Here is a 22363-nt window from a genome sequence, read left to right as displayed (position 1 = left end):
GGGCGGGAGGTCGCGGGAGCGGTCGGCGCCGGACGCGCCGGAGCGGGAGCCGCCGGGCGAGCCGACGCCGTGGGAGCGGGCGCGGACCACGTGGGAGTGCCCGTGCTCGGGGCCGACGTGGGCGCCGGTCGTGCGCTGGTGGGGTCGAGGGCGGTGTCCCGGATGGCCCGGCGGGACAGGCCGTAGCCGTCGGTCGGGACCGGCGAGGCGGTGGGAGCCGGCGAGGCGGTGGTGCCGTGGGCGGGCGTCTCGTCGGCGGCGCCCTGACCTCGCATGGCCCGGCGCGACACCGGAGCGGCGCCCGTCGTGTTCGTGCTCGCCGGAGCCGGAGCCGGAGTCGGGGTCGGGGTCGCCGGGGCGCCCGCGGGCGCGGCGTCGGGTGCGGCACCCGCGACGTCACCCGTCTCGGGGTTGCGATGGAGCTCGCGGCGACGGCGCCGCTCTCCCGGTTCACTCATGACTGACCTCGATACAACCTGTGCTTGGCGATGTACTGGACGACCCCGTCGGGGACGAGGTACCAGACCGGCTGCCCGGCGCTCTCACGTGCGCGGACGTCGGTCGAGGAGATCGCCAGGGCGGGGACCTCCAGGACGTGGACGCGATCGCCGGGGAGCCCGTCGACCGACAACGTGTGCCCGGGGCGGGTGACCGCCACGAACTGCGCCATCGAGAAGAGCTCGTCCGCATCCTTCCACGTCAGGATCTGCGTGATGGCGTCCGCGCCTGTGATGAAGAACAGTTCGGCGTCCGGACGTGCTGTCTTGAGGTCCCGGAGGGTATCCACGGTGTACGTCACACCGGAGCGGTCCACATCCACCCGGCTGACCGTGAACCTCGGGTTCGACGCCGTCGCGATGACGGTCATCAGGTAGCGGTGCTCGGCGAGCGTGACGTCCTGGTCGAGCTTGAACGTCGGCTGCCCGGTGGGCACGAAGACGACCTCGTCGAGGTCGAACCGTGCGGCAACCTCGCTCGCGGCGACCAGGTGGCCGTGGTGGACGGGATCGAACGTGCCGCCCATGACCCCGAGGCGGGGTCTGCGTGGCGGCTCCGTCATCGATCCGGTCCCTCCGACTACCTGGGTCAGTGGCGCGTCCCCACGCTGCGGAAGGCGTACGTGATGAGCAGCATCGCCGTGAGTCCGACGAACGCTCCGACGCCGAACACGATCGGCGGGAACGGCAGCTCGCGGGCGTGCTCGGCGCCCTCGGCAGCGGCGGCGATCAGGGCAGCGTGCACGTCATTCCTCCAGGGGTGGTGAGAGCCAATAGTGTCGCACGGTGGGCTGTGCGTTCACGGCCGGACGTGCCCGTCGCCGTGCACGATCCACTTGGTCGTGGTGAGCTCCCCGAGGCCCATCGGCCCTCGGGCGTGCAGCTTCTGGGTGGAGATGCCGATCTCGGCGCCGAGGCCCAGCTGGCCGCCGTCCGTGAACCGCGTCGAGGCGTTCACCATGACCGCGGCGGAGTCGACCTCGGCGACGAACCGCTCGGAGGACGCGAGGTCTCGCGTGATGATCGCCTCGGTGTGCCCGGAGCTCCACTCGCGGATGTGGTCGAGGGCCTCGTCCAGGGAGTCGACCACCCGGACGGCGATGTCGAGGGACAGGTACTCGGTGGCCCAATCGACGTCGGTGGCCGGCACGCAGTCGGCCTCCTCCGGGGCGAGCGCGAGCGTCGCCTCGTCGCCGTGCACCGTGACGCCCTCGTCGGCCAGCATCGCGATGGCCACCGGCAGGAACTCGTCGGCGACCGCCTGGTGCACCAGCAGCGTCTCGGCGGCGTTGCAGACGCCGACCCGCTGCGTCTTGGAGTTGAGCAGGATCGGGATGGCCACGGCCAGGTCCGCGGTCTCGTCGACGTAGATGTGCACGTTGCCCACACCGGTCTCGACGACCGGGACGGTGGACTCGCGCACGACCGTCTGGATGAGGTCCGCTCCCCCGCGCGGCACCAGGACGTCGACCAGGCCCCGCGCGTGCATGAGCGCCACGGCGCCCTCGCGCCCCCACGCGTCGATCGACTGGACCAGGGCGCCCGGCAGCCGCTGCGCGACGAGGGCCTGCGACAGGACGTCGACGATGACCTCGTTGCTCGCCGCGGCGGCCGAGCCGCCGCGCAGGATGACGGCGTTGCCGCTCTTGAGGGCCAGTCCCGCGGCGTCCACGGTCACGTTCGGGCGGGCCTCGTAGATCATGCCGACGACGCCCATGGGCACCCGCACCTGACGCATCCGCAGCCCGTTGGGCAGCGTGGACCCGCGGACAACCTCCCCGACGGGGTCGGGCAGAGCGGCCAGCTCGCGCAGGGCGTCGGCGATGGACACGATGCGCTCGGGAGTGAGGGCGAGGCGGTCCAGCAGGCCCGCCGACGTGCCGTCCGCCCGGCCGCGCTCGAGGTCGACCGCGTTGGCCGCGACGATCTGCGGCGTGGCCTCGACGAGGGCGTCAGCCATGGCGCGCAGCGCCGCGTCCTTGGTCGCGCGGGTGGCCGTGGCGAGCGTGCGGGACGCGACCTTGGCGCGCTCCGCGACGGCGCGGACCTGCGCGACGACATCCGGCGCCTCGAGCGCCTCCTGCACCGGCTGGTCGAGCGAGGTAGTCATCGGACCAGGGTAGTCCCGGACCTCGCACCCTCACGCTGAGCGACGCCCGCCTGGACGAGCGGGATCACGTGGTCCCCGAACTCGACGGCGTCGGCGACGAGGTCGTAGCCGCGCAGCCCGAAGATCTCGAAGCCKAGGTCGACGTAGTCCAGCAGCGCGTCGGCCACGGTCTGGTACGAGCCGACCAGCGCCGTCGCGCTCGTCGGCAGCCCGCCCGCCCCCGCGACCGTGGGGGTCCAGAGCGCCCGGTCGTGCCGCTCCCCCGACGCCGCGAGCTCGGCCAGCCGCAGGTTCGCCGTGTTCTCCGGCAGCGTGCCCGGCTCGCGGGGCGCCTGCGTGAGGGTCCGGACGGTGCGCGGCGCCGCGAGCTGGTCGATGCGGGCGCGGATCGCGTGGGCCTTGGCCCAGGCCTCGTCGTCGGTGGCCGCCACGATCGGCCGGAACGCGATCTGCAGCCGCGGGGTCGGCCGCCCGGCCTGCGCCGCGAGCGCGCTCAGGAGCGCCACCTGGTCGGCCGTCGCCGCCAGGGGCTCGCCGAAGAACGCGAACACGTCGGCCACCCGCGCGCCGACCTCCAGGGCCCGTCGCGACGCGCCGCCAGCGGAGAGGCCCGGGCGCTGCGCCGAGCGCGCTCGCAGGACGAACTCCTCCGTCCGGTAGTACGGCCCGACGTGCGTGAACGGCTCCGTCGAGGTCCACGAGCGCAGCAGCACGTCCGCGTACTCCCCGAGACGGTCGTAGCGCGCGTCCTTGTCCAGGTCGTCGCCCTCGGCCCGCTGGTCGCTGGTCAGGCCGCCCGCGATGAGGTGCACGGTGACCCGACCGCCGGAGGCGGCATCGAGCGTCGCGAACGTCTTGGCCGCGAAGGTGGGCGCGGCGACGTTGGGCCGGTGCGCCACGCGCAGCCGGATCCGGTCGGTGTGCGCTGCGGCCCACGCGGCCGCCTGCGCGGGGTCGGGCCCGTCGGAGGCGTACGGGAACAGGACGTGGTCCCAGCCGTGCTGCTCGTGGGCCCGGACGATCTCGCGCGTGTAGCCCGGGTCCCAGACGGGCCCGACGAGCGGCGTGGTCTCGGTCGACGGGTTGCCGTAGCCGGCGCCGAGGAACTCGACCGGCACGTCAGACCGCCACGAGCGAGTCGAGGCCGCGCGCCCGGCCGGCATCCTGCGGTCCCCACAGCGTGGTCGACACCTCGGCCCGGACCAGGGGCACGACCTCCTCGGCGAACCGGCGCAGGACGTCCTGCTGCTGCTCGTACGGGAGCACGGGGTTCAGCGAGACGGACTGCAGGTCGTGGCCGTACGAGCGGTGGTAGTCGAGGATCTTCTCCGCCACGCGCTCCGGGGAGCCGACGAGCGCCGGACCCCGCTCGACCGCGTCCTCGATGTGCGTGAACGACGACACCTTGCCGGGCCGCGTCTCGCCCACGTGCCGGGCGGCCATCCGCGCGGCGAAGCCCTCGTAGACCGCGCGGTACTCCTCGGTGGCCTGCTCGGTGGTGTCGGCGAGGAACAGGCCGCCCGAGCCCGAGCCCACGTAGCCGACCGACGGGTCGAAGCCGTGGACCTCCAGCTGCTCGCGGTACCGGTCGATGAGCACCTTGTAGTTCTCCCGCGGCTGCAGGGCGTTGGCCGAGACGATCGGGTCGCCGTGGCGTGCGGCGAGGTCGACCGAGATCGTGCTCGTCGCCGAGCCGTGCCAGATGCGGAACGGGCCGTCGTACGGGCGCGGCAGGGTGGTCGCGTCCGCCAACGGCGCGTGGAACCGGCCCTCCCAGTCGACGTGCTCCTCGCTGAGCAGGCGCCGCAGCAGCGCGTAGTTCTCCTCGAGATAGTCGTACTGGTGGGCCAGCTTGAGGCCGAACAGCGGGAAGTGCTTGTCCTCGTTGCCCTTGCCGATGACGATCTCGAGCCGCCCGCGGGACAGCACGTCGATGGTCGCGTAGTCCTCGGCCACCCGGACGGGGTCCAGCAGGCTGAGCACGGTGACGCCGGTGCTCAGCAGGATGCGGTCGGTGGCCTGCGCGAGCGCGCCCAGCAGGACCGTGGGCGACGACGACAGGAAGTCGCCGGCGTGCCGCTCCCCCACCGCGAACGCGTCGATGCCGAGCTCCTCGGCCAGCACGGCGGTCTCGACGACGCGCTCGAGGCGCGTGGACGGGTCGAGCAGCTCGCCGGTGACCGGGTGCGGGCCGTGGGGGACGATGTCGAGGACCTGGAACTTCACGAGATTGCTCCTTCTGGATGCGGGATGGTGTCGTAGCCGAACGCCAGCAGGGTGCCGCCGTGGACCACGCGGGTCTCGCGCTCGGTGAGGCGGACGAAGCCGAGCCGGTGGTACAGGGCGTGGGCGCCGGTCATCTGCGGGCCGGAGTTCATGACGACGCGGTCGAGGTCCCGCTGCCGCGCGAGCGCGATCACGTGCTCGGTGAGCAGCGCGCCGATCCCGCGCCGGCGCGCCGCGGGGTCGACCGCGAGCAGGCGGAAGTCGAGCTCGCCGTCGCGGCCCAGCTCGGAGATGTGCGCGCCCGGGCGCGGGGTGGCGACCGTGCCCACGAGCTCACCCGTCGCCAGGTCCTCCGCCACCCACACCTCGTGCTCGCTCGCCCGGGTGGCGACGTCGGCGAGCGAGGCGCGGTAGTCGGCGGGCAGCTCGTAGTCGTGGCCGTACGCGTCGAGGGTCAGCTGCGCGACGCGGTCGTACTCGTGCGGCGCGACGAGCCGGACGCGCAGGCCGGTGCGCGCGAGGTCGTAGGTGAACACCGCGAGCCGACCGACGCCGCTGGGGACGATGACGGTCTCGCGCTCGACCGCCCGCTCGAAGCCCAGCCGGTGGTAGAGCCGCTGCGAGGCGACGTTGCGCGGGCCGGTGTCGAGGACGACGGCGCGCACGCCCCACGCCCGCGAGCGCGCGATCGCCTCGGCCACGAGCGCGGCACCGACGCCACGACCGCGGGCCTCCGGGGCGGTGGTGAGCAGCCGCACCTCGGACTCGTCGTCGCGCGCCTGCCGCGTGTAGCCCGTGCCGGGGCGCAGCAGGCTGAGGGTGCCCAGCAGCCGACCGTCCTCGACGGCCACCAGCAGGTCCCCGGCCGACGCCCGCCCGGCGGCGTCGCGCAGCAGCCGCAGGCGCTCCGGATCGGTCGTGGGCCCGTACGGGCCGGCTCCGAAGCCGCGCTCCGTGAGGTCAGCCACCGCGTCGAGCTCGTCGTCACGGGCCGTTCGCACCTCGATGCTCACGAGAAGTACCCCTCCACGTCCAGGACACCCCCGGCGTCCTCGAAGTCCTGTCGCACCGCCGCCCGCAGCTCCGGGTCGGCCAGGTAGTCCAGCGCCGTGAGCGCGAGGCCGACCGCTCCGTCGACCGCGGCCGCGTCGCCGCGCGGGCCGCCGGCCACCTCCGCGAACTCGCGCGTGTGCAGGGCGACGTCCGGGTCGCTCACGGCGATCATCGGGTGGATGCCCGGCAGGCGGACGCTCACGTTCCCGAAGTCGGTCGACGCCGCGAGGATCTCGGGCACCACCCCGCCCGCCAGGACCGTGCGGCCCTGGCCCGCCTGGTGCACCGCCCAGCGCTCCGCGAGCGGCGAGTTCGTCCGGACCGGCAGCGTGAACGGGGCGGCGTCCCACACGAGCTCGGCCGTGGTGCCGGTGGCCAGCGCCGCACCCTGGGCGATGTCCGCCAGCCGCTGCGACAGGTCCTTGAGGGTCGCGGGGCTGGCCGAACGCACGTAGTACTCGACCGTCGCCCGCTCCGGCACCACGCTCGGGCGGGTGCCACCCTCGTGGACCACGCCGTGCACGCGGTCGCTGGGCGGGATGTGCTGGCGCAGCATGGCGACGGCCTGGTAGTTGAGGACCACGGCGTCCAGCGCGTTGCGACMCATGAACGGGCTCGCCGACGCGTGCGCGGCGACCCCGTGGTAGGTCACGCGCAGCTGCCGACGGCCCAGGAACGGGTGGTCCACCACGTCGAACCCGAACGGGTGGACCATGATCGCCGCGTCCACGCCCGCGAAGAACCCGTTGCGCGCCAGGATCTCCTTGCCGGAGCTCCCCTCCTCGGCCGGGGTGCCCAGCAGAAGKACCCGGCCGGGCAGCTCGAGACCGTCCGCGACGGCCTGGACCAGCGCGAGGAACGCCCCGGTCGCCGCCCCCGCGATGAGGTGGTGGCCGCACGCGTGGCCGACGCCCGGCAGGGCGTCGTACTCGGCGAGGATCGCGATGGTCGGGCCGGCGTCGGTGCGCACGGAGCCGTCGTCGGGACCGGCCGACGTGAGACCGGCGCGCAGCGACGTCGCCAGCCCGTGCGAGCCCACCGTGGCGGGCACGCCGCGGCCACGCAGCAGGTCCGCGATGGCGGCGACCGAGCGGACCTCGCGGAACGCCTCCTCCGGATGGGCGTGGATCGCGTGGGCGACCTCGAGCACGTCGCCCTCACCTGCCTTGGCCGCCGCCCGCACGAGGGCGCGCGACGGCTCGTCGGCACCCGGGAACGGCGACGTCAGCGGGACGAACGACGCGCGCCGCCGCTCGGTGAGGGCCTGCAGCTCGTCGAGGAACGCGGTGGACGGGGTGCTCATCCGACGGGCGCCTCGGCGGGCAGCCCCGCGTCCTTCCACGCCGGGAAGCCGCCCTCGACGTGGACCACGTTGGTGAAGCCCTTGGCCCGCAGCTCCGCGGCGACCGGTCCGGAACCACGCACCGAGCCGCACACGACGACGATCGGCGTGTCCAGGGACAGCACCGGCGCGTGGCGGGTGGCCGCCGTGAGGTCGAACTCCTCGTCGATCGCGTAGCGGTCGCCGACCGTGGCGCCCGGGATGGCACCGGTACGGGACCGGCCGGCCTCGCTGCGCACGTCGACCAGGAAGGCGCCGGCGGCGACGCGCGCGGCGGCCTCCGTCGGGCTGACGACGGGCGCGAGCGCCGCGGCCTCCTCGAGGCTCAGGTGCTCCGCGGGCGCGCCGGGGCGGGAAGCGGTGTCGGTCATGGGGGTCTCCTTCTGGTGGGGGCTGGTCAGCCGTCGAGCAGGTGGGGCTGCGGGTGGCGGACGCCCAGCACCGCGCTCGCCGGCACGGCGGCGGTGATCGTCGCCAGGTCGGACTCGCCGAGCTCGAGGTCGGCCGCGGCCACGTTGGAGGCCAGGTGGGCGGCGTGCCGGGTGCCGGGGATCGGGACCACGTCGTCGCCCTGGGCGAGCACCCAGGCCAGCGCGAGGCGGGCGGCCGGCACGCCCCGCTCGTCGGCGAGCGAGCGCAGGCGCGCCACGAGCCGGACGTTCGCGGCGAAGGCCTCGCCCTGGTACCGCTCGTGGCGCGCACGGGTGTCGCCCGGGTCGAACGCGGTCGACGTGACCGCGCCGGTCAGGATCCCGCGGCCGAGCGGCGAGAAGGGCACGAAGCCGATGCCGAGCTCGCGCAGCGTCGGCAGCACCTCGTCCTCGACCCCTCGGTGGAACAGGGAGTACTCGCTCTGCACCGCCGCGATCGGGTGCACGGCGTGCGCGCGGCGGATCGTGCGGGCCGACGCCTCCGAGAGCCCGATGTGGCGTGCCTTGCCCGCGCGCACCACGTCCGCGAGCGCCCCGACCGTCTCCTCGATGGGCACCTGCGGGTCCACCCGGTGCAGGTAGTACAGGTCGACGTGGTCCCAGCCGAGGCGCGCGAGGCTGGCGTCGATCGCGCGGCGCACGTGCTCGGGCCGCCCGTCGACCTCGCGGCCCGGCACGCCGAGCCCGACCTTGGTCGCCAGCACCACCCGGTCCCGGTGCGGCGCGAGGAGCGGGCCGAGCAGGCGCTCGTTCTCGCCGTCGGCGTACACGTCCGCCGTGTCGAAGAACGTGACGCCCAGGTCGAGTGCTCGTTGCACGGTGGCGACGGACTCGTCGCGGTCCGCGGTGCCGTACGCGCCGGTCAGCGACATGCCGCCGAGGCCGACCGGGGAGACGGACAGCGGTCCGAGGGTGCGGCTCATGACAGGTCCTTGGCGAAGCAGAGGCTCAGCCGGTCACCCACGTAGTCGCCGAAGGGCTCGATCGCGTGCCAGCCCTCGCGCACGTACAGCGCGACCGCGTCCGGCTGCCTCACGCCCGTCTGGAGGACGATCGTGCGCACACCCGCGTCGGTCGCCCAGCCCCCGACGGCCTCGAGGAGCCGGGCGGCGAGGCCTCGCCGGCGGTGGGTGGCCGCGACGAAGACCCGCTTCACCTCGTGCTGGCCACCGGCGCGCCGCAGCGAGGCGGTCCCGACGGGACGGTCCCCGTCGTAGGCCACGTAGGTCACCAGGATCGACGCCGGGTCGACGGGCACTCGCGGGCCGCGGTGCTCGCGGAGGTCCTCGTAGCGCGGAGCCAGCTCGACGTCCATCTGGTCGCGCAGGCGACCTGCATGGGGGTGCGTCCACGGCACGACGGTCAGCGTGACGTCCCCGGTGGCTGTGGTCGTCGTCATCGCAGCGGGAACCCCTGCGCCTGGAGGGCCGACCGCAGCTGGTCGCGGCCGTTGAGCGCGGCGGGCCCGGAGAGCCGGGCGAGCACCCGCTCGACCCACGAGTGGGACAGCCCCTCCTCGGCGTAGAAGTCGCCGATGCGGCCCTCGTAGGCGGCGACGGCGTCGGCGTGCTCGGCGTCGTCGTACGTCTCGTGGTGCAGCACCGCGGACTGGGGCAGGCGGGGCTTGATGCGGGCGTTCTCCGTGAGGTCCGGCCGCCCGACCACCAGGCCGAACGCGGCGAACACGTGCTGCGGCAGGTGCAGCACCTCCGCGACCTGCGCGGGACGGTTGCGGAGCGCGCCGATGTACACGGTGCCGAGGCCGAGCGACTCGGCGGCGAGCACGGCGTTCTGCGCGGCCAKGGCGGCGTCGACGAATCCGACGACCGCGGTCTCGAGGTAGGCCGCGCCGTCGGTCGGGGCCTCGTGCGCGGCCGCGATGGCGTGCGCGCGTCCGAGGTCGACCAGCCAGACGAGCAGCAGCGGGGCCTGGGTGATGTGGGCCTGATCGCCCGCGAGCGCCGCCAGGACGGCCCGGCGCGCGTCGTCGCGGACCGCCACGACGCTCCACAGCTGCAGGTTCGAGCTGGTGGCGGCGGACTGCGCGGCGGCCACGACGGCGGCGAGCTCGGCGTCGGTGACCTGGTCGGGCAGGTAGCGGCGCACGGACCGGTGGGCGAGCTGGAGCTCGATGACGTCCKAGGTCGCGACCTCGGCGGGTGCGGCACCGCCGTAGCGCGCGGCGACGGAGGACGGGAGGAGATCGACGGACAAGACGGTGCTCCGGGGTGTCGGACGTTTGCCCGCCGTGATCCGGCGGGCCGGGTCTTGCTCGGGAGCACCCCACGTCACCGAGGGTTGCTGCTCCGCCTGCCGAGCCAGACGGCGGAGCTCCTGACCTGCGCAGGAGGGTCGACTGCGCGTCGGGCGATGTCAACGATCGGGACAGCCTTCTCACATCCCGGTACACGGAAACCGGTGGCGGCCCATGAGACGACGCGGGGCCGGACGGGCGAACGCGTCTCGACGTGACGGGATTGAGACGGCGTGTCCACCTGGTGAGAAGGCGCGCGAGATCGTTGACGGGGCCACACGGCGTGCCTACTTTCGCCGCGGTCTCGAGCCCCGACGACAAGCCCTGGCTGGTCGGGCAGCAACCCTTCGCGTGACGGGGTGCTCCAGGTGACTACCCGGCACGGCACCCGCCGTGCAAGCACAGATGCGCCGGACCACTCCGGCAGGACGAGGACGATCAATGCGCGCCATCCCCCGGGCCGGGACATGAACCGCTACATCGGAGCCCGCCTCGCGCAGGCGCTCCTGGTGCTGTGGGCCGCCTACACGGTCTCGTTCGTCGTGCTCTACGCGCTGCCGGGCGACCCGGTCTCGCTGATGTACGGCAGCGAGTCGTCCGACGTGTCCCCCGAGCAGCTGGACGCGCTCCGGGCGCAGTACGGGCTCGACCAGCCCCTGCCGGTCCAGTACGTGACGCGGCTCGGCGCCGTCCTGCGCGGCGACCTCGGCACGTCGGTGGTCCTGCACCGCCCGGTGACCGGCCTGATCGCCGAGGCCATCCCGCCCACGGCGGCCATCGCCGTCGCCGCCTTCGTGCTCGCCCTCCTCCTCGGCGGCGGTCTGGCGATCGTGGCGACGCTGGTGCGCAGCCGCGGACTGTCGAACGCCCTGCTCGGGCTGCCCCCGCTCGGCGTGGCCATCCCGTCGTTCTGGTTCGGCCTGATGCTCGTGCAGTGGTTCTCGTTCGCGAACCCGATCTTCCCCGCGGTCGGCAACAAGGGCTTCGCCTCGATCGTGCTCCCCGCGGTGACGCTTGCGGTGCCGACGGCCGCGCTCATCGCGCAGATGCTCTCGCGGTCCCTGCGGCACAGCCTCGGCCAGCCGTACGTCGACACCGCGCGCGCCAAGGGCGCCGGAGCCACCCGCGTACACTTCCGGCACGCCCTGCGCAACGCCTCCCTGCCGGCGCTCACCGTGATCGGCCTGGTGATCGGGGAGCTGCTCGCCGGCGCCGTCGTCACCGAGACCGTGTTCTCGCGCGCCGGGATCGGCCGGCTCACGGCCACGTCGGTCAGCGCCCAGGACATCCCCGTGGTCCAGGGCATCGTGCTGTTCGCCGCGGCGGTCTTCGTGCTGGTCAACCTCGTGGTCGACCTGCTGTACCCGCTGCTGGACCCCCGGATCGCGCGGCGCACGCGGCCGACGAAGGTCTCGGTCCCGACCGAGGTCGAGGCCGACGACGTCGCGCCGGCCCGCCGGCCCGTGACGGCGGGGGTGTGAGATGACCGACCTCCTGAACGAGAAGCTGGCGCCCGACGACTTCGCGGCCACCTCGCCCGACCGCCTCGCGGACGCCCTGCGCGACCGCCAGGACGCGGCGACGCCGGGCCGGTTCGCCTGGCTGGGCGATCTCGCCCGCAAGCCCGGGCTGCTGCTCGCGATCGCCTGGCTCGCACTCCTGCTCGTCGCCGCGTTCGTGCCCCAGGTGCTCGCTCCCGGCGACCCGCTCACCGGCGTGCCCGCCGACAAGCTGCAGGCCCCGTCGGCCGCGCACTGGTTCGGCACCGACCAGCTGGGCCGCGACCTGTACACGCGGGTGGTGCACGGCACGCACCTGACCCTCGAGGCCGCGCTCGTCGCGGTCGGCGTCGGGCTTCTCGTCGGCGCGCTCGTGGGCCTGCTCGCCGGGTTCGTCGGCGGCCTGTTCGACGACATCGTCATGCGCGCGGTCGACGTGCTCCTGTCGATCCCGGCCCTGCTCCTCTCGCTCGCGCTCATCACCGCGCTCGGCTTCGGCACGGTCAAGGTCGCGATCGCCGTCGGCCTGGCCAGCGTCGCCACCGTCGCGCGCATCATGCGCTCCGAGGTGCTGCGCGTCCGGTCGTCGGTGTACGTCGAGGCCGCGCACGCGGGCGGCAGCCGCTGGTGGTCCGTCCTGTTCCGCCACGTGCTGCCCAACGCGGCGGGTCCGGTGGTGGTCCTGGCCGCCCTGCAGCTCGGGGCCGCGATCCTGGCGGTGTCCGCTCTGAGCTTCCTCGGCTACGGCGCCCCACCGCCCGCGCCCGAGTGGGGAGCGCTCGTCTCCGGGGGTCGCGACTACCTGCGGACGTCCTGGTGGCTGACCACCCTGCCCGGCCTGACCATCGCCATCAGCGTGCTCGCCGCCGGCCGCATCTCCCGCGCGGTCGACCATCCCGACGGAGGTGCCGCATGAGCGAGCGTCTGCTCACCATCACCGACCTCGCCGTCGCCTACAAGGCCCGCCGCGGCACGGTCCGCGCGGTCCGGGACGTGTCCCTTCACGTCGACGCGGGCGAGACCGTCGCCGTCGTGGGCGAGTCCGGCTCCGGGAAGTCGACCACCGCGGCAGCCGTCGTGCGGCTGCTCGCCCCCGCCGCCGTCATCGACCACGGCAGCATCGACCTGCTGGGGCACGACATGGCCCGCGCCTCGCAGCGCGAGCTGCGCACGGTCCGCGGGCTCCTCGTCGGCCTGGTGCCGCAGGACCCGACCGTGTCGCTCAACCCCGTCACCCGCGTGGGCGAGCAGGTGGCCGAGGTGCTGCGCATCCACGGCCTCGCCGACCGCAAGAACGCCGCGATCGAGGCCGTCGAGGCCCTGCGCCGCGCCGGGCTGAGCGACCCCGAGGTGCGGGCGCGCCAGTACCCGCACGAGCTCTCCGGGGGCATGCGGCAGCGGGTGCTCATCGCCATCGCGCTCGCTGCCCAGCCGCGCCTGCTGGTGGCCGACGAGCCGACCAGCGCCCTGGACGTGACGGTGCAGCGTCAGATCCTCGACCACATCGAGCAGCTGACCATCGGCACCGGCACGGGCGTGCTGCTCATCACGCACGACCTCGGCGTGGCCGCGGACCGCGCGGACCGGATCGTCGTCATGTCGCAGGGCCGCGTGGTCGAGCAGGGAACGCCCGACCAGGTCCTCGGCTCGCCGAGCGACCCGTACACGCGCGCGCTGCTCGCCGCGGCACCCAGCCTGCGCGGCGCCCGCACCATCGCCGCTCCGGTCCCGCCGACCGCCGTCCCCGCTCTTGAGGTCCGCAACCTCACCAAGGAGTTCGCGCTCTCCCGGTCCGCCGGCGGCGGCACGCTGCGGGCGGTCGACGACGTGTCGTTCGTCCTGCCGCGGGGCCGCACCCTGGCGCTCGTCGGGGAGTCCGGCTCCGGGAAGTCCACGACCGCACGGCTCGCCCTGCGGCTGGTCAACCCCACCTCGGGGTCGGTGCTGGTGGACGGGGCCGACGTCACGCACACCCACGGGTCGGCGCTGCGCCTGCTGCGCCGGCGGATGCAGGTCGTCTACCAGAACCCGTACGCGTCGCTCGACCCGCGGTACACGGTCGAGCGGATCATCACCGAACCGCTGCAGGCGTTCGGCGTCGGGTCCCGCTCCGAGCGCGCCGCCCGGGCGGCCGAGCTGCTCGACGTCGTCGCCCTGCCCCGGACGGTGCTGCACCGGCGGCCCGCCGAGCTGTCCGGCGGTCAGCGTCAGCGCGTGGCCATCGCCCGCGCCCTGGCGCTCAACCCGGAGCTGGTGGTGCTTGACGAGCCGGTGTCCGCGCTCGACGTGTCAGTCCAGGCGCAGATCCTCGATCTGCTGGCCGACCTGCAGTCCGAGCTCGGGGTCAGCTACCTCTTCATCTCCCACGACCTGGCGGTCGTGCGGCAGGTGGCCCACGAGGTCGCCGTCCTGCAGCGCGGACGCGTGGTCGAGCAGGGCGAGGTCGAGGCCGTGTTCGCCCACCCCACCGATCCGTACACGGCCGAGCTGCTCTCCGCGATCCCCGGCGTCCGCGTGCGCACGGGTGGAGGGGGTGCGTCGTGACCTCGTGTCGACGTGACTGAGCCCAGCACCCGTCACCCACCATCCCCCAGCTAGGAGCATCACCCATGTCTGTCCGACGACCCTCGCGCCGTCACGCCGGCCTCATCGCCGGCTTCGCCACCACCGCCCTCCTGCTCGCCGCCTGCTCGTCGGGCACGGACGAGGCGGGTGCCGACGAGAACGCCACGGCCTCCGCCACCGCCGAGGCGGTCGACGGGGGCGACCTGACGTTCGCCATCGGCAACGACCCCATCTCGCTCAACCCGGCCGGCATCGGCTCGGGCAACGACACCCTGTACGTGACTCGCCAGCTGGTGGACTCGCTGACCTGGCAGGACCCGGCGGACGGCTCGCTCAAGCCGTGGCTCGCCACCGCCTGGGAGGCCAACGCGGACTCGACGCAGTTCACGTTCACCCTGCGCGACGACGTCACCTACTCCGACGGCACGCCGTTCGACGCCGACTCCGTGAAGGCGAACTTCGACGACATCGTCGCGGCCGGCGCCAAGAGCTCGGCGGCACCGAGCTTCATCGGCTACGCCAGCACCACCGTGGTCGACCCGACCCACGTCACCGTGGCCTTCTCGGCGCCCAACTCGGCGTTCCCGCAGGCCACGTCGACCGTCGCGCTCGGCCTGCTGGCGGACTCGACGCTCGCCGTCCCGTTCGACGACCGCGCCAGCGGCACGGGCGTCGTCGGCACCGGTCCGTTCACGCTGGACCACTACACCAAGGACACCGAGACGGTGCTGACGGCCCGCGACGACTACGCGTGGGGTCCCGACGGGCGCGAGAACACCGGCAAGGCCCACCTGGACAGCGTGACGTTCCAGGTGATCCCCGAGGCGGGCGTGCGCACCGGCTCGCTGACGTCCGAGCAGGTCGACGTGATCGGCGGCGTGCAGCCGACGGACATCGAGACCCTCTCGGCGTCGGGCTTCGACGTGGTCCACCGGGCCAACCCCGGCATCACGTTCGGACTCACGTTCAACGAGTCGGGCGCGCTGGGCTCCGACCCGGCCGTCCGCGAGGCGATCGCCCTGACGGTCAACCCGACCGAGGTCCGCGACACGGCGCTCAACGACGGGTTCGCCGTCGCCAAGGGCCCGCTGGCCAGCACGACCCCGGGCGTGGCGGACCTGAGCAAGGACCTGGTCACCGACCCGAAGAAGGCCGCGTCCGTCCTCGAGGACGACGGCTGGGCCAAGGGGTCGGACGGCATCTACGCCAAGGGCGGCACGCGACTCGCCCCGGTCCTCGCGTGGATCACCAACTTCTCCCCCAACCAGACGTCGGTCGAGCTCATCCAGCAGGAGCTCAAGGCCAACGGCATCGAGGCCACCCTGTGGAGCGGCGCGGTCCCGGACTTCCAGGCGAAGCTCAAGGACGGGTCGTTCGACCTGGTCTGGGGCAACCTGAGCCGGGCCGACGGCGACGTGCTCCGCACGCAGTACTCGACGGCGGCGACCAACTTCTACCGGTTGGACGACCCGGAGCTCGAGACCCTGCTGCAGAAGCAGCTGACCCTGAGCGACCCGACCGAGCGTGACGCCGTGCTGGCGGACGCGCAGGAGCGCCTGGTCACCGAGCACCACGTGATCCCGGTGCACGAGCTCACCACGTTCCTCGGGCTGAACACGGACGTGCACGAGGTCGAGCTCGGGGCGGACTCGCGCCTCGACCAGCTGACGCAGGCCTGGATCGGCAGCTGACGACACGACGACAGGGGGCGGTCCGCACGAGCGGGCCGCCCCTTTCGTCGTCGGCACCCGCGGGCCCGCGTCAACGGTTCGCGGGTGGGGTCAGGCCCCACGAGTGCGGACGTTGCGGGCGTCCACAGGACGTCCGAGCAGAGGAGGGCCGGGGGCTCCTCTTGCTCGGACGTTGCGTGGTCTCAGCGGCGCTTGCGGACCAGGACCAGGTCGTCGCGGTGGACCAGCTCGCGGTCGTAGCCCGGGCCGAGCGACGCACGCAGCTCGGACGTCGACCGGCCCAGCAGGGCCGGCACCTCGTCGGCGTCGTAGGAGACCAGCCCGCGCGCCACCAGCGCGCCGTCCGGCCCCACCAGCTCGACGGGCTCGCCCGCCTCGAAGGTCCCCTCGACGCCCGTCACGCCGGCGGGCAACAGCGACGTCCCGCGCTCGATCACGGCGCGCACGGCCCCGGCGTCCAGCACCAGGCGCCCCCGGGTGCTCGCGGCGTGGGCCAGCCACAGCCGACGGATCGACGTGCGGCGACCGGTCGCGGTGAACCACGTGCCGACGTCCTCGCCGGCCAGCGCCTGCGCGGCCTGCGCGGCGGACGTGAGCACCACGGGCACGCCGGACTGGGTCGCGATCGCGACGGACTCCAGCTTGGTCACCATGCCGCCGGTGCCGACGGCGCTGCCCCGCGACGCGACGTCGATGCCCTCAAGGTCCTGCGCGTGCACGACGGACGCGATCCGGCGTGACCCGTCGCGCGACGGCGGCCCCGTGTAGAGCGAGTCCACGTCGCTGAGGAGCAGCAGGGCGTCCGCGTGCACCAGGTGGGAGACCAGGGCGGCGAGGCGGTCGTTGTCCCCGAACCGGATCTCGTCGGTGGCCACGGCGTCGTTCTCGTTGATCACCGGCACGACGCCGAGGTCGAGCAGCCGCGTCAGGGCCCGGTGGGCGTTGCGGTAGTGGACACGGCGCACGGTGTCGTCGGCCGTGAGCAGCACCTGCCCGACCTGCAGGCCGTGCCGGGCGAACGCGGCCGTGTAGTGGGCGACGAGCAGCCCCTGCCCGACCGAGGCCGCGGCCTGCTGCGTCGCGAGGTCCTTGGGCCGCGCGGCCAGGCCGAGCGGGCCGAGTCCGGCCGCGATCGCCCMCGAGGACACCAGCACGACCTGCCCACCGGCGGCGCGCCGTGCGGCGAGCACCTCGACGAGAGCGTTGAGGCGCTCGGGCGCGAGCCGACCGTCGGCCGTGGTCAGCGAGGACGAGCCGATCTTGACGACCACACGGGACGCCGAGACCAGCTGCTGGCGGTCCTGCAGGGCATCAGCGGTCACCTGCGGCATTCTGCCCGTCGACAGCCGCAGGTCACGCGCTTATCCGGTGCGCGGACACGCCCGCCGGGGTCAGCTCTCCGCCGCGTCCGTCCAGACGCCGGCCTCGCGCTCGGTCCACAGCTCCTCGCGCGCCTCCGTCTTGGCGTCCATCCGCTCCTTGTACTCCTGGCGCTTCTCGCCGCGCGTCGGGCGCGAGTGGTCCTCGAGCCGCAGGTCGACGCCGCGCGGACCGCCCAGGAATTCGGACCCGGTCATGAGCGTGGGCTCCCAGTCGAAGACGACCGCGTTGTGCTCGGGGCCGATGCGCACCTCGTCGCCGGCGACAGCGCCGGCAGCGAACAGCCGGTCCTCGACGCCCACTCGCGCGAGCCGGTCTGCCAGGTACCCGACGGCCTCGTCGTTGGAGAAGTCGGTCTGACGGACCCAGCGCTCGGGCTTCTCGCCCCGCACCCAGTAGTACACGCCCTGGCCCTCGACCTCGCGACGCGTCACCGTGAAGCCCGCGTCATCCACGGCCTTCGGACGCAGCACCACGCGGGTGTTCTCCGGCGCCGGCGCGTCGCGACGCGCCTTGTCGACGATCTCCCCGAGCGCGTACGTCAGCGGTCGCAGGCCCTCGTGGCTGGCGGTGGAGATCTCGAAGACGCGGAACCCGCGGGCCTCGAGGTCGGGCTTGACCAGCTCGGCCAGCTCGCGCGCCTCCGGGACGTCGATCTTGTTGAGCACGACGATCTGCGGGCGCTCCAGCAGCGGGACGCGGCCGCCCTCGATCGAGAGGTCGCCGGCGTAGGTCCGCAGCTCGACCTCGATGTCCTCGAGGTCCGACAACGGGTCGCGGTCCGGCTCCAGCGTCGCGCAGTCGAGCACGTGCACGATGACCGCGCAGCGCTCGATGTGGCGCAGGAACTCCAGGCCGAGCCCGCGCCCTTCGGACGCGCCCGGGATGAGCCCGGGGACGTCGGCGACGGTGTACCGCGCGCCGCCCGCCTGCACGACGCCCAGGTTGGGGACCAGCGTCGTGAACGGGTAGTCGGCGATCTTCGGGCGCGCCGCGGAGATGGCGGCGACGAGGCTGGACTTGCCGGCGCTCGGATACCCGACGAGCGCGACATCGGCGATCGTCTTGAGCTCCAGGACGATGTCCTGCTCGTTGCCGGGCTCACCGAGCAGCGCGAACCCGGGAGCCTTGCGCCGCTGCGAGGCGAGGGCCGCGTTGCCGAGCCCTCCGCGACCGCCCGCGGCAGCGATGTACTGGGCGCCCAGACCGACGAGGTCCGCGAGCACGGTGCCGTCGGGAGCCTTCACGACGGTGCCGTCGGGGACGCCGAGCACCAGATCGGCGCCGGTGGAGCCGGAGCGGTGGTCACCCATGCCCTGCGTCCCGGACGGGGCGTGCCGGTGGGGCGAGTGGTGGTAGTCGAGCAGCGTGGTGACCTGCGGGTCGACCTCGATGATCACCGAGCCACCGTTGCCGCCGTTGCCCCCGTCGGGGCCGGCGAGCGGCTTGAACTTCTCCCGGTGGATGGACGCACAACCGTGCCCACCGTCACCGCCGGTCGCGTGCAGCACGACCCGGTCGACGAATGTCACCACGGCTGAACCTCCCTTGCCATTGCTACTTCTCGATACTCACACGCAGAAGGGGCGCACCGCACCGGTGCGCCCCTCCCACGAATGACCGACCCGGACGGATGCCGCGTCGTCATGACTTGCTCAGACTCAGACCTCGGCCGCCACGACGATGTCGATGACCTTGCGGCCACGGCGCGTCCCGAAGGTCACGGCGCCCGGGGCGAGGGCGAACAGCGTGTCGTCGCCGCCACGGCCGACGTTCACGCCGGGGTGGAAGTGCGTACCGCGCTGGCGGACGATGATCTCGCCGGCCTTGACGACCTGGCCACCGAAGCGCTTGACGCCCAGGCGCTGGGCGTTCGAGTCGCGGCCGTTGCGCGAGGAGCTCGCGCCCTTCTTGTGTGCCATGACGAACCTGCTTTCGTGCTCAGAGAGTGGGGGTCCGCAGCCTGTCGGCCACGGCGCGAGATCAGGAGATGCCGGTGACCTTGAGGCGGGTCAGCTTCTGGCGGTGACCCTGGCGCTTGCGGTAGCCGGTCTTGTTCTTGTACTTGAGGATGTCGATCTTGGGACCCTTCTCGTCCCGCACGACCTCCGCCGTCACCGTCACCTTGGCCAGGGCCTTGGCGTCGGTGGTGACCTTCTCGCCGTCGACGAGGAGCAGGGCGGGCAGCTCGACGGTCGAGCCGGCCTGCGCAGCGAGGCGGTCGACGACGACGACGTCGCCCACCGCGACCTTCTCCTGGCGGCCGCCAGCCTTCACGATCGCGTACACCACGTTGCTGCTCATCTCTGCTCGTCGAACTGCTTGTCAACTGCTAGTCGAAAATGCTTCGTCGGTGCCTACCTGCGCCCGCGCACATCCCGCTACGACCGGCAATGACCGGTGCCCGTGGGGGTTCGCGTCGGCGCCGCTTCGGCGGCACACATGATCAGCGCGCACACGACGCGCCGACGTTCTAGGGTACGGACCCCACGCCGCAGGGTCAAACCTGACCACGCGGCGCGGGGGTCGACGTGACCTAACGCACGTCTTCGTCGGCGCTGTCGGCGCCGTCGGGCTCCGAGGCCTCCGTCGAGCCCGCAGTGGGCTCGTCGTCGACGTGCTCGTCGCTCTGCGAGTCGTCGCCGTGCTCGTCACCGACGAGCTCGTCACCGACGGGCGCCTCATCGACGGGCTCCTCGTCGACGGGCTCGTCCGTGCCGGGCTCGTCGTCCGCCGCCGCGTCGTCGGACGCGAACACGTCGGCCGGGACGGCCGTGAGCTCGAGCTCCTCGACCGGGCCGTCGTCCTCGACGGCGGCGTGGACCCCGGCGAACTCCGCGAGGACGTCCAGGCCGGGCGCGCTGGGCGTGTGCTCGTCGACGACCTCGACGACCTCGGCCACGTCGGCCGGTGCAGCCGGCGCGTGGTGCTCGTGCTCGTGGTCGTGGGCGTGAGCCGCGGCGGCCGCGATGGTCGCCAGCGTGGCCTTGACGGCCTCGCGCGCCTCCGGGAGGACCGGGACACCGGCGTGCGGCACGTGAGCGACGGGCTCCTTGGCGCCACCGCGCTTGCGGCGCGACCGGGGGGCACCGCTCTCGGCCGGGGCGGGCTGCTGCTGCGGCGCGCCGGCGTCGGGACGCTGGTTGTTCTTCTCGATCGGCTCCTCGTGCACGATGAAACCGCGCCCGTGGCAGTGCTCGCACGTCTCGCTGAACGCCTCGACCAGGCCCTGACCGACGCGCTTGCGGGTCATCTGGACCAGGCCGAGCGAGGTGACCTCGGCCACCTGGTGCTTGGTGCGGTCGCGGCCCAGGCACTCGACCAGGCGGCGGAGCACCAGGTCACGGTTCGACTCGAGCACCATGTCGATGAAGTCGATGACGATGATGCCGCCGATGTCGCGCAGGCGGAGCTGGCGGACGATCTCCTCGGCGGCCTCGAGGTTGTTGCGCGTGACCGTCTCCTCGAGCGTGCCGCCCGAGCCGGTGAACTTGCCGGTGTTGACGTCCACGACCGTCATGGCCTCGGTGCGGTCGATCACGAGCGAGCCGCCCGACGGGAGCCAGACCTTGCGGTCCATGCCCTTGGCCAGCTGCTCGTCGATGCGGTGCACGGCGAACACGTCGGTGTCGGAGTCCCAGCGCGTGACCTTCTGCGCCAGGTCCGGCGCGAGCTCGTCGATGTAGGAGGAGATCGTCGACCAGGCGTCGGCGCCCTCGACCACGAGGGACGAGAAGTCGTCGTTGAAGATGTCGCGGACCACGCGGATGGCCATGTCCGGCTCGCCCTGGAGCAGGGCCGGGGCGGACGCGGTCTTCGACTTCTTCTCGATCGCCTCCCACTGCCCCTGCAGTCGGGCGATGTCGGCGCGCAGCTCGTCCTCGGACGCGCCCTCGGCCGCAGTGCGCACGATGACGCCCGCGGAGTCGGGGACGATCTCGCGCAGGATCCGCTTGAGGCGGTTGCGCTCGGTGTCGGGCAGCTTGCGGCTGATGCCGGTCATGCCGCCGCCGGGCACGTAGACCAGGTAGCGGCCGGCGAGCGTGACCTGCGAGGTCAGGCGCGCGCCCTTGTGGCCGATCGGGTCCTTGGTGACCTGCACCAGGACCGGGTCGCCGGACTTGAGCGCCTGCTCGATGCGGCGGGCGGACCCACCCTCGAGGCCGGCGGCGTCCCAGTTGACCTCGCCGGCGTACAGCACCGCGTTGCGGCCCTTGCCGACGTCGACGAACGCGGCCTCCATGCTGGGCAGCACGTTCTGGACGCGGCCGAGGTAGACGTTGCCCACCATCGAGGCCTGCGCCTGGTTGGAGACGTAGTGCTCGACGAGCACGCCGTCCTCGAGGACCGCGATCTGCGTGCGGGCGTTCTTCTCCCGCACGATCATCGTGCGGTCCACCGACTCGCGACGGGCCAGGAACTCCGACTCGGTGATGATCTGGCGGCGGCGACCGGCGTCGCGCCCGTCCCGGCGGCGCTGGCGCTTCGCCTCGAGGCGCGTCGAACCGCGCAGCGCGGTGACCTCGTCGCTGGGCGCGCGGGTGCGCGCCGCGCGGGGCTCGTTCTGCTCGCCGGGCTCGCCGCGCGACGACCCGCGACGACGGCGGCGACGACGACGGCTCGAGCCGTCGCCCTCCCCCGCGTCGTCCGCGTCCGACTCGTTCTCGGTMTCGGCACCCTCGTCGGTCTCGTCGTCGGACCCGTCCGACTCGTCGGAGTCGTCGGYGTTGCCCGGGGCGTCGGTGCGGCTGCGGCGTCCGCGGCCCCCGCGGCGACGACGGCGGCGCGGCTGGCCGGGGGTGCCGGCCGCCTCGTCGGAGTCGACGTCCTCGTCCTCGTCGTCGTCGGCGGGCTCAGCATCGACGAGCGCGTCGACGGGAAGCTCGACGACCTCGTCGACCGCCACGTCCTCGTCGTCGGGGCGCGCGGCGTCGCCGCTGCGCCCACGACGGCCCCGGCGGCGCGAGCCTCGGGACGGGGCGGCGGACTCGAGCTCGATCGCCTCGGTCGTGTCGACCTCCGCCTCGACGGGCTCGACGACCGGCTGCTCGGCCTCGTGCTGGTGGGCGGCCTCGGAGATCGCCTCCGGCGAGCCGGTGCTGGCCTGCGCGCGACGGCGCCGCGGCCGGGCGGCGGACGGGTCCGGCGCCTGGAAGAGCAGCGCGGTGGTCGCGAAGCGCCGCCCGGTCGACGTGCTGCTGGTCGTGGCGTTGGGCTCCGGGGGCGTCACGGTGGCCGCCAGTTCGGCGAGCACGTCGAGGGTGGGGGCCTCCTCGGCGTCCGCCTCGTCGGCGGGCTCGGGCTCCGGGGTTGGC

At 73.5% G+C, this 22363-nt stretch carries 20 protein-coding genes, 1 pseudogene and 2 riboswitches; of the genes and pseudogenes, 4 read left to right on the top strand and 17 right to left on the bottom strand.

Annotated elements, in window-relative coordinates:
• The 12 genes and pseudogenes from AC1DYZ_RS19555 to AC1DYZ_RS19500 form a co-directional block, all read right to left on the bottom strand.
• Positions 1–458, bottom strand: a pseudogene (locus AC1DYZ_RS19555) (hypothetical protein); the annotation flags it as partial.
• Positions 455–1060, bottom strand: a complete 606-nt coding sequence (gene nadD / locus AC1DYZ_RS19550; RefSeq protein WP_456826654.1) for a nicotinate-nucleotide adenylyltransferase — start codon at positions 1058–1060, stop codon at positions 455–457. The gene nadD and the pseudogene AC1DYZ_RS19555, both read right to left, overlap by 4 nt.
• A gap of 26 nt (positions 1061–1086) precedes the next feature.
• Positions 1087–1242 carry a hypothetical protein gene (locus AC1DYZ_RS19545; RefSeq protein WP_456826655.1) on the bottom strand — a complete coding sequence of 52 codons (156 nt, stop codon included), beginning with the start codon at positions 1240–1242 and terminating at the stop codon, positions 1087–1089.
• Positions 1243–1296: 54 nt separating this feature from the next.
• A complete protein-coding gene (locus AC1DYZ_RS19540; RefSeq protein ID WP_477066765.1) occupies positions 1297–2607 on the bottom strand; it encodes a glutamate-5-semialdehyde dehydrogenase in 1311 nt (436 codons plus the stop codon).
• Positions 2604–3725 (bottom strand): LLM class flavin-dependent oxidoreductase, encoded by a 1122-nt coding sequence (locus AC1DYZ_RS19535; RefSeq protein WP_477066764.1) that lies wholly within the window; start codon positions 3723–3725, stop codon positions 2604–2606. The genes AC1DYZ_RS19540 and AC1DYZ_RS19535 overlap by 4 nt, the downstream gene beginning before the upstream one ends.
• A gap of 1 nt (position 3726) precedes the next feature.
• A complete protein-coding gene (locus AC1DYZ_RS19530; RefSeq protein ID WP_477066763.1) occupies positions 3727–4833 on the bottom strand; it encodes an LLM class flavin-dependent oxidoreductase in 1107 nt (368 codons plus the stop codon).
• Positions 4830–5846, bottom strand: coding sequence for a GNAT family N-acetyltransferase (locus AC1DYZ_RS19525; RefSeq protein ID WP_477066762.1), 1017 nt, complete (start codon positions 5844–5846; stop codon positions 4830–4832). Before AC1DYZ_RS19525 ends, AC1DYZ_RS19530 begins: the two co-directional genes overlap by 4 nt.
• Positions 5843–7189: a M20 family metallopeptidase gene (locus tag AC1DYZ_RS19520; protein WP_477066761.1), complete on the bottom strand. Its 1347-nt coding sequence runs from the start codon at positions 7187–7189 to the stop codon at positions 5843–5845. The genes AC1DYZ_RS19525 and AC1DYZ_RS19520 overlap by 4 nt, the downstream gene beginning before the upstream one ends.
• Complete coding sequence (locus tag AC1DYZ_RS19515; RefSeq protein WP_477066760.1) at positions 7186–7599, bottom strand: rhodanese-like domain-containing protein; 414 nt, start codon at positions 7597–7599, stop codon at positions 7186–7188. Before AC1DYZ_RS19515 ends, AC1DYZ_RS19520 begins: the two co-directional genes overlap by 4 nt.
• Positions 7600–7625: 26 nt before the next feature.
• Positions 7626–8582, bottom strand: coding sequence for an aldo/keto reductase (locus AC1DYZ_RS19510; protein WP_477066759.1), 957 nt, complete (start codon positions 8580–8582; stop codon positions 7626–7628).
• Positions 8579–9058 carry a GNAT family N-acetyltransferase gene (locus AC1DYZ_RS19505; protein WP_477066758.1) on the bottom strand — a complete coding sequence of 160 codons (480 nt, stop codon included), beginning with the start codon at positions 9056–9058 and terminating at the stop codon, positions 8579–8581. The genes AC1DYZ_RS19510 and AC1DYZ_RS19505 overlap by 4 nt, the downstream gene beginning before the upstream one ends.
• Positions 9055–9873 (bottom strand): nitroreductase family protein, encoded by an 819-nt coding sequence (locus AC1DYZ_RS19500; RefSeq protein ID WP_477066757.1) that lies wholly within the window; start codon positions 9871–9873, stop codon positions 9055–9057. The genes AC1DYZ_RS19505 and AC1DYZ_RS19500 overlap by 4 nt, the downstream gene beginning before the upstream one ends.
• A 16-nt stretch (positions 9874–9889) precedes the next feature.
• Positions 9890–9999, bottom strand: a riboswitch (SAM riboswitch).
• Between the two features lie 214 nt (positions 10000–10213).
• Positions 10214–10321, top strand: a riboswitch (SAM riboswitch).
• Between the two features lie 59 nt (positions 10322–10380).
• On the opposite strand from AC1DYZ_RS19500, the gene AC1DYZ_RS19495 reads away from it, so the two are divergent.
• From AC1DYZ_RS19495 to AC1DYZ_RS19480, 4 genes are all read left to right on the top strand, one after another.
• Positions 10381–11394 carry an ABC transporter permease gene (locus tag AC1DYZ_RS19495; protein WP_477066756.1) on the top strand — a complete coding sequence of 338 codons (1014 nt, stop codon included), beginning with the start codon at positions 10381–10383 and terminating at the stop codon, positions 11392–11394.
• 1 nt (position 11395) lies between these two features.
• Positions 11396–12328, top strand: a complete 933-nt coding sequence (locus tag AC1DYZ_RS19490) for an ABC transporter permease (RefSeq protein WP_477066755.1) — start codon at positions 11396–11398, stop codon at positions 12326–12328.
• Entirely contained in the window at positions 12325–13956 is a 1632-nt protein-coding gene (locus AC1DYZ_RS19485) for a dipeptide ABC transporter ATP-binding protein (protein ID WP_477066754.1), read from the top strand. The genes AC1DYZ_RS19490 and AC1DYZ_RS19485 overlap by 4 nt, the downstream gene beginning before the upstream one ends.
• A gap of 65 nt (positions 13957–14021) precedes the next feature.
• Positions 14022–15668 carry an ABC transporter substrate-binding protein gene (locus AC1DYZ_RS19480; RefSeq protein WP_477066753.1) on the top strand — a complete coding sequence of 549 codons (1647 nt, stop codon included), beginning with the start codon at positions 14022–14024 and terminating at the stop codon, positions 15666–15668.
• 182 nt (positions 15669–15850) lie between these two features.
• Here AC1DYZ_RS19480 and proB read toward each other — a convergent pair whose 3' ends face one another.
• The 5 genes from proB to AC1DYZ_RS19455 form a co-directional block, all read right to left on the bottom strand.
• Positions 15851–16999 (bottom strand): glutamate 5-kinase, encoded by a 1149-nt coding sequence (gene proB, locus AC1DYZ_RS19475; protein ID WP_477066752.1) that lies wholly within the window; start codon positions 16997–16999, stop codon positions 15851–15853.
• 60 nt (positions 17000–17059) lie between these two features.
• Positions 17060–18583 (bottom strand): GTPase ObgE, encoded by a 1524-nt coding sequence (gene obgE, locus AC1DYZ_RS19470; RefSeq protein ID WP_477066751.1) that lies wholly within the window; start codon positions 18581–18583, stop codon positions 17060–17062.
• 126 nt (positions 18584–18709) lie between these two features.
• A complete protein-coding gene (gene rpmA, locus AC1DYZ_RS19465; RefSeq protein WP_055913072.1) occupies positions 18710–18970 on the bottom strand; it encodes a 50S ribosomal protein L27 in 261 nt (86 codons plus the stop codon).
• A gap of 61 nt (positions 18971–19031) precedes the next feature.
• A complete protein-coding gene (gene rplU / locus AC1DYZ_RS19460) occupies positions 19032–19340 on the bottom strand; it encodes a 50S ribosomal protein L21 (protein WP_370505510.1) in 309 nt (102 codons plus the stop codon).
• A gap of 244 nt (positions 19341–19584) precedes the next feature.
• Positions 19585–22363 (bottom strand): Rne/Rng family ribonuclease (locus tag AC1DYZ_RS19455; RefSeq protein ID WP_477066750.1); only part of this gene is annotated, 2779 nt, incomplete at its 5' end.

The organism is Cellulomonas sp. P1_C4, from assembly GCF_056406355.1.
The sequence above is the reverse complement of the archived record's forward strand: the minus strand, read 5'-3'. Positions and strand labels throughout refer to the sequence as shown.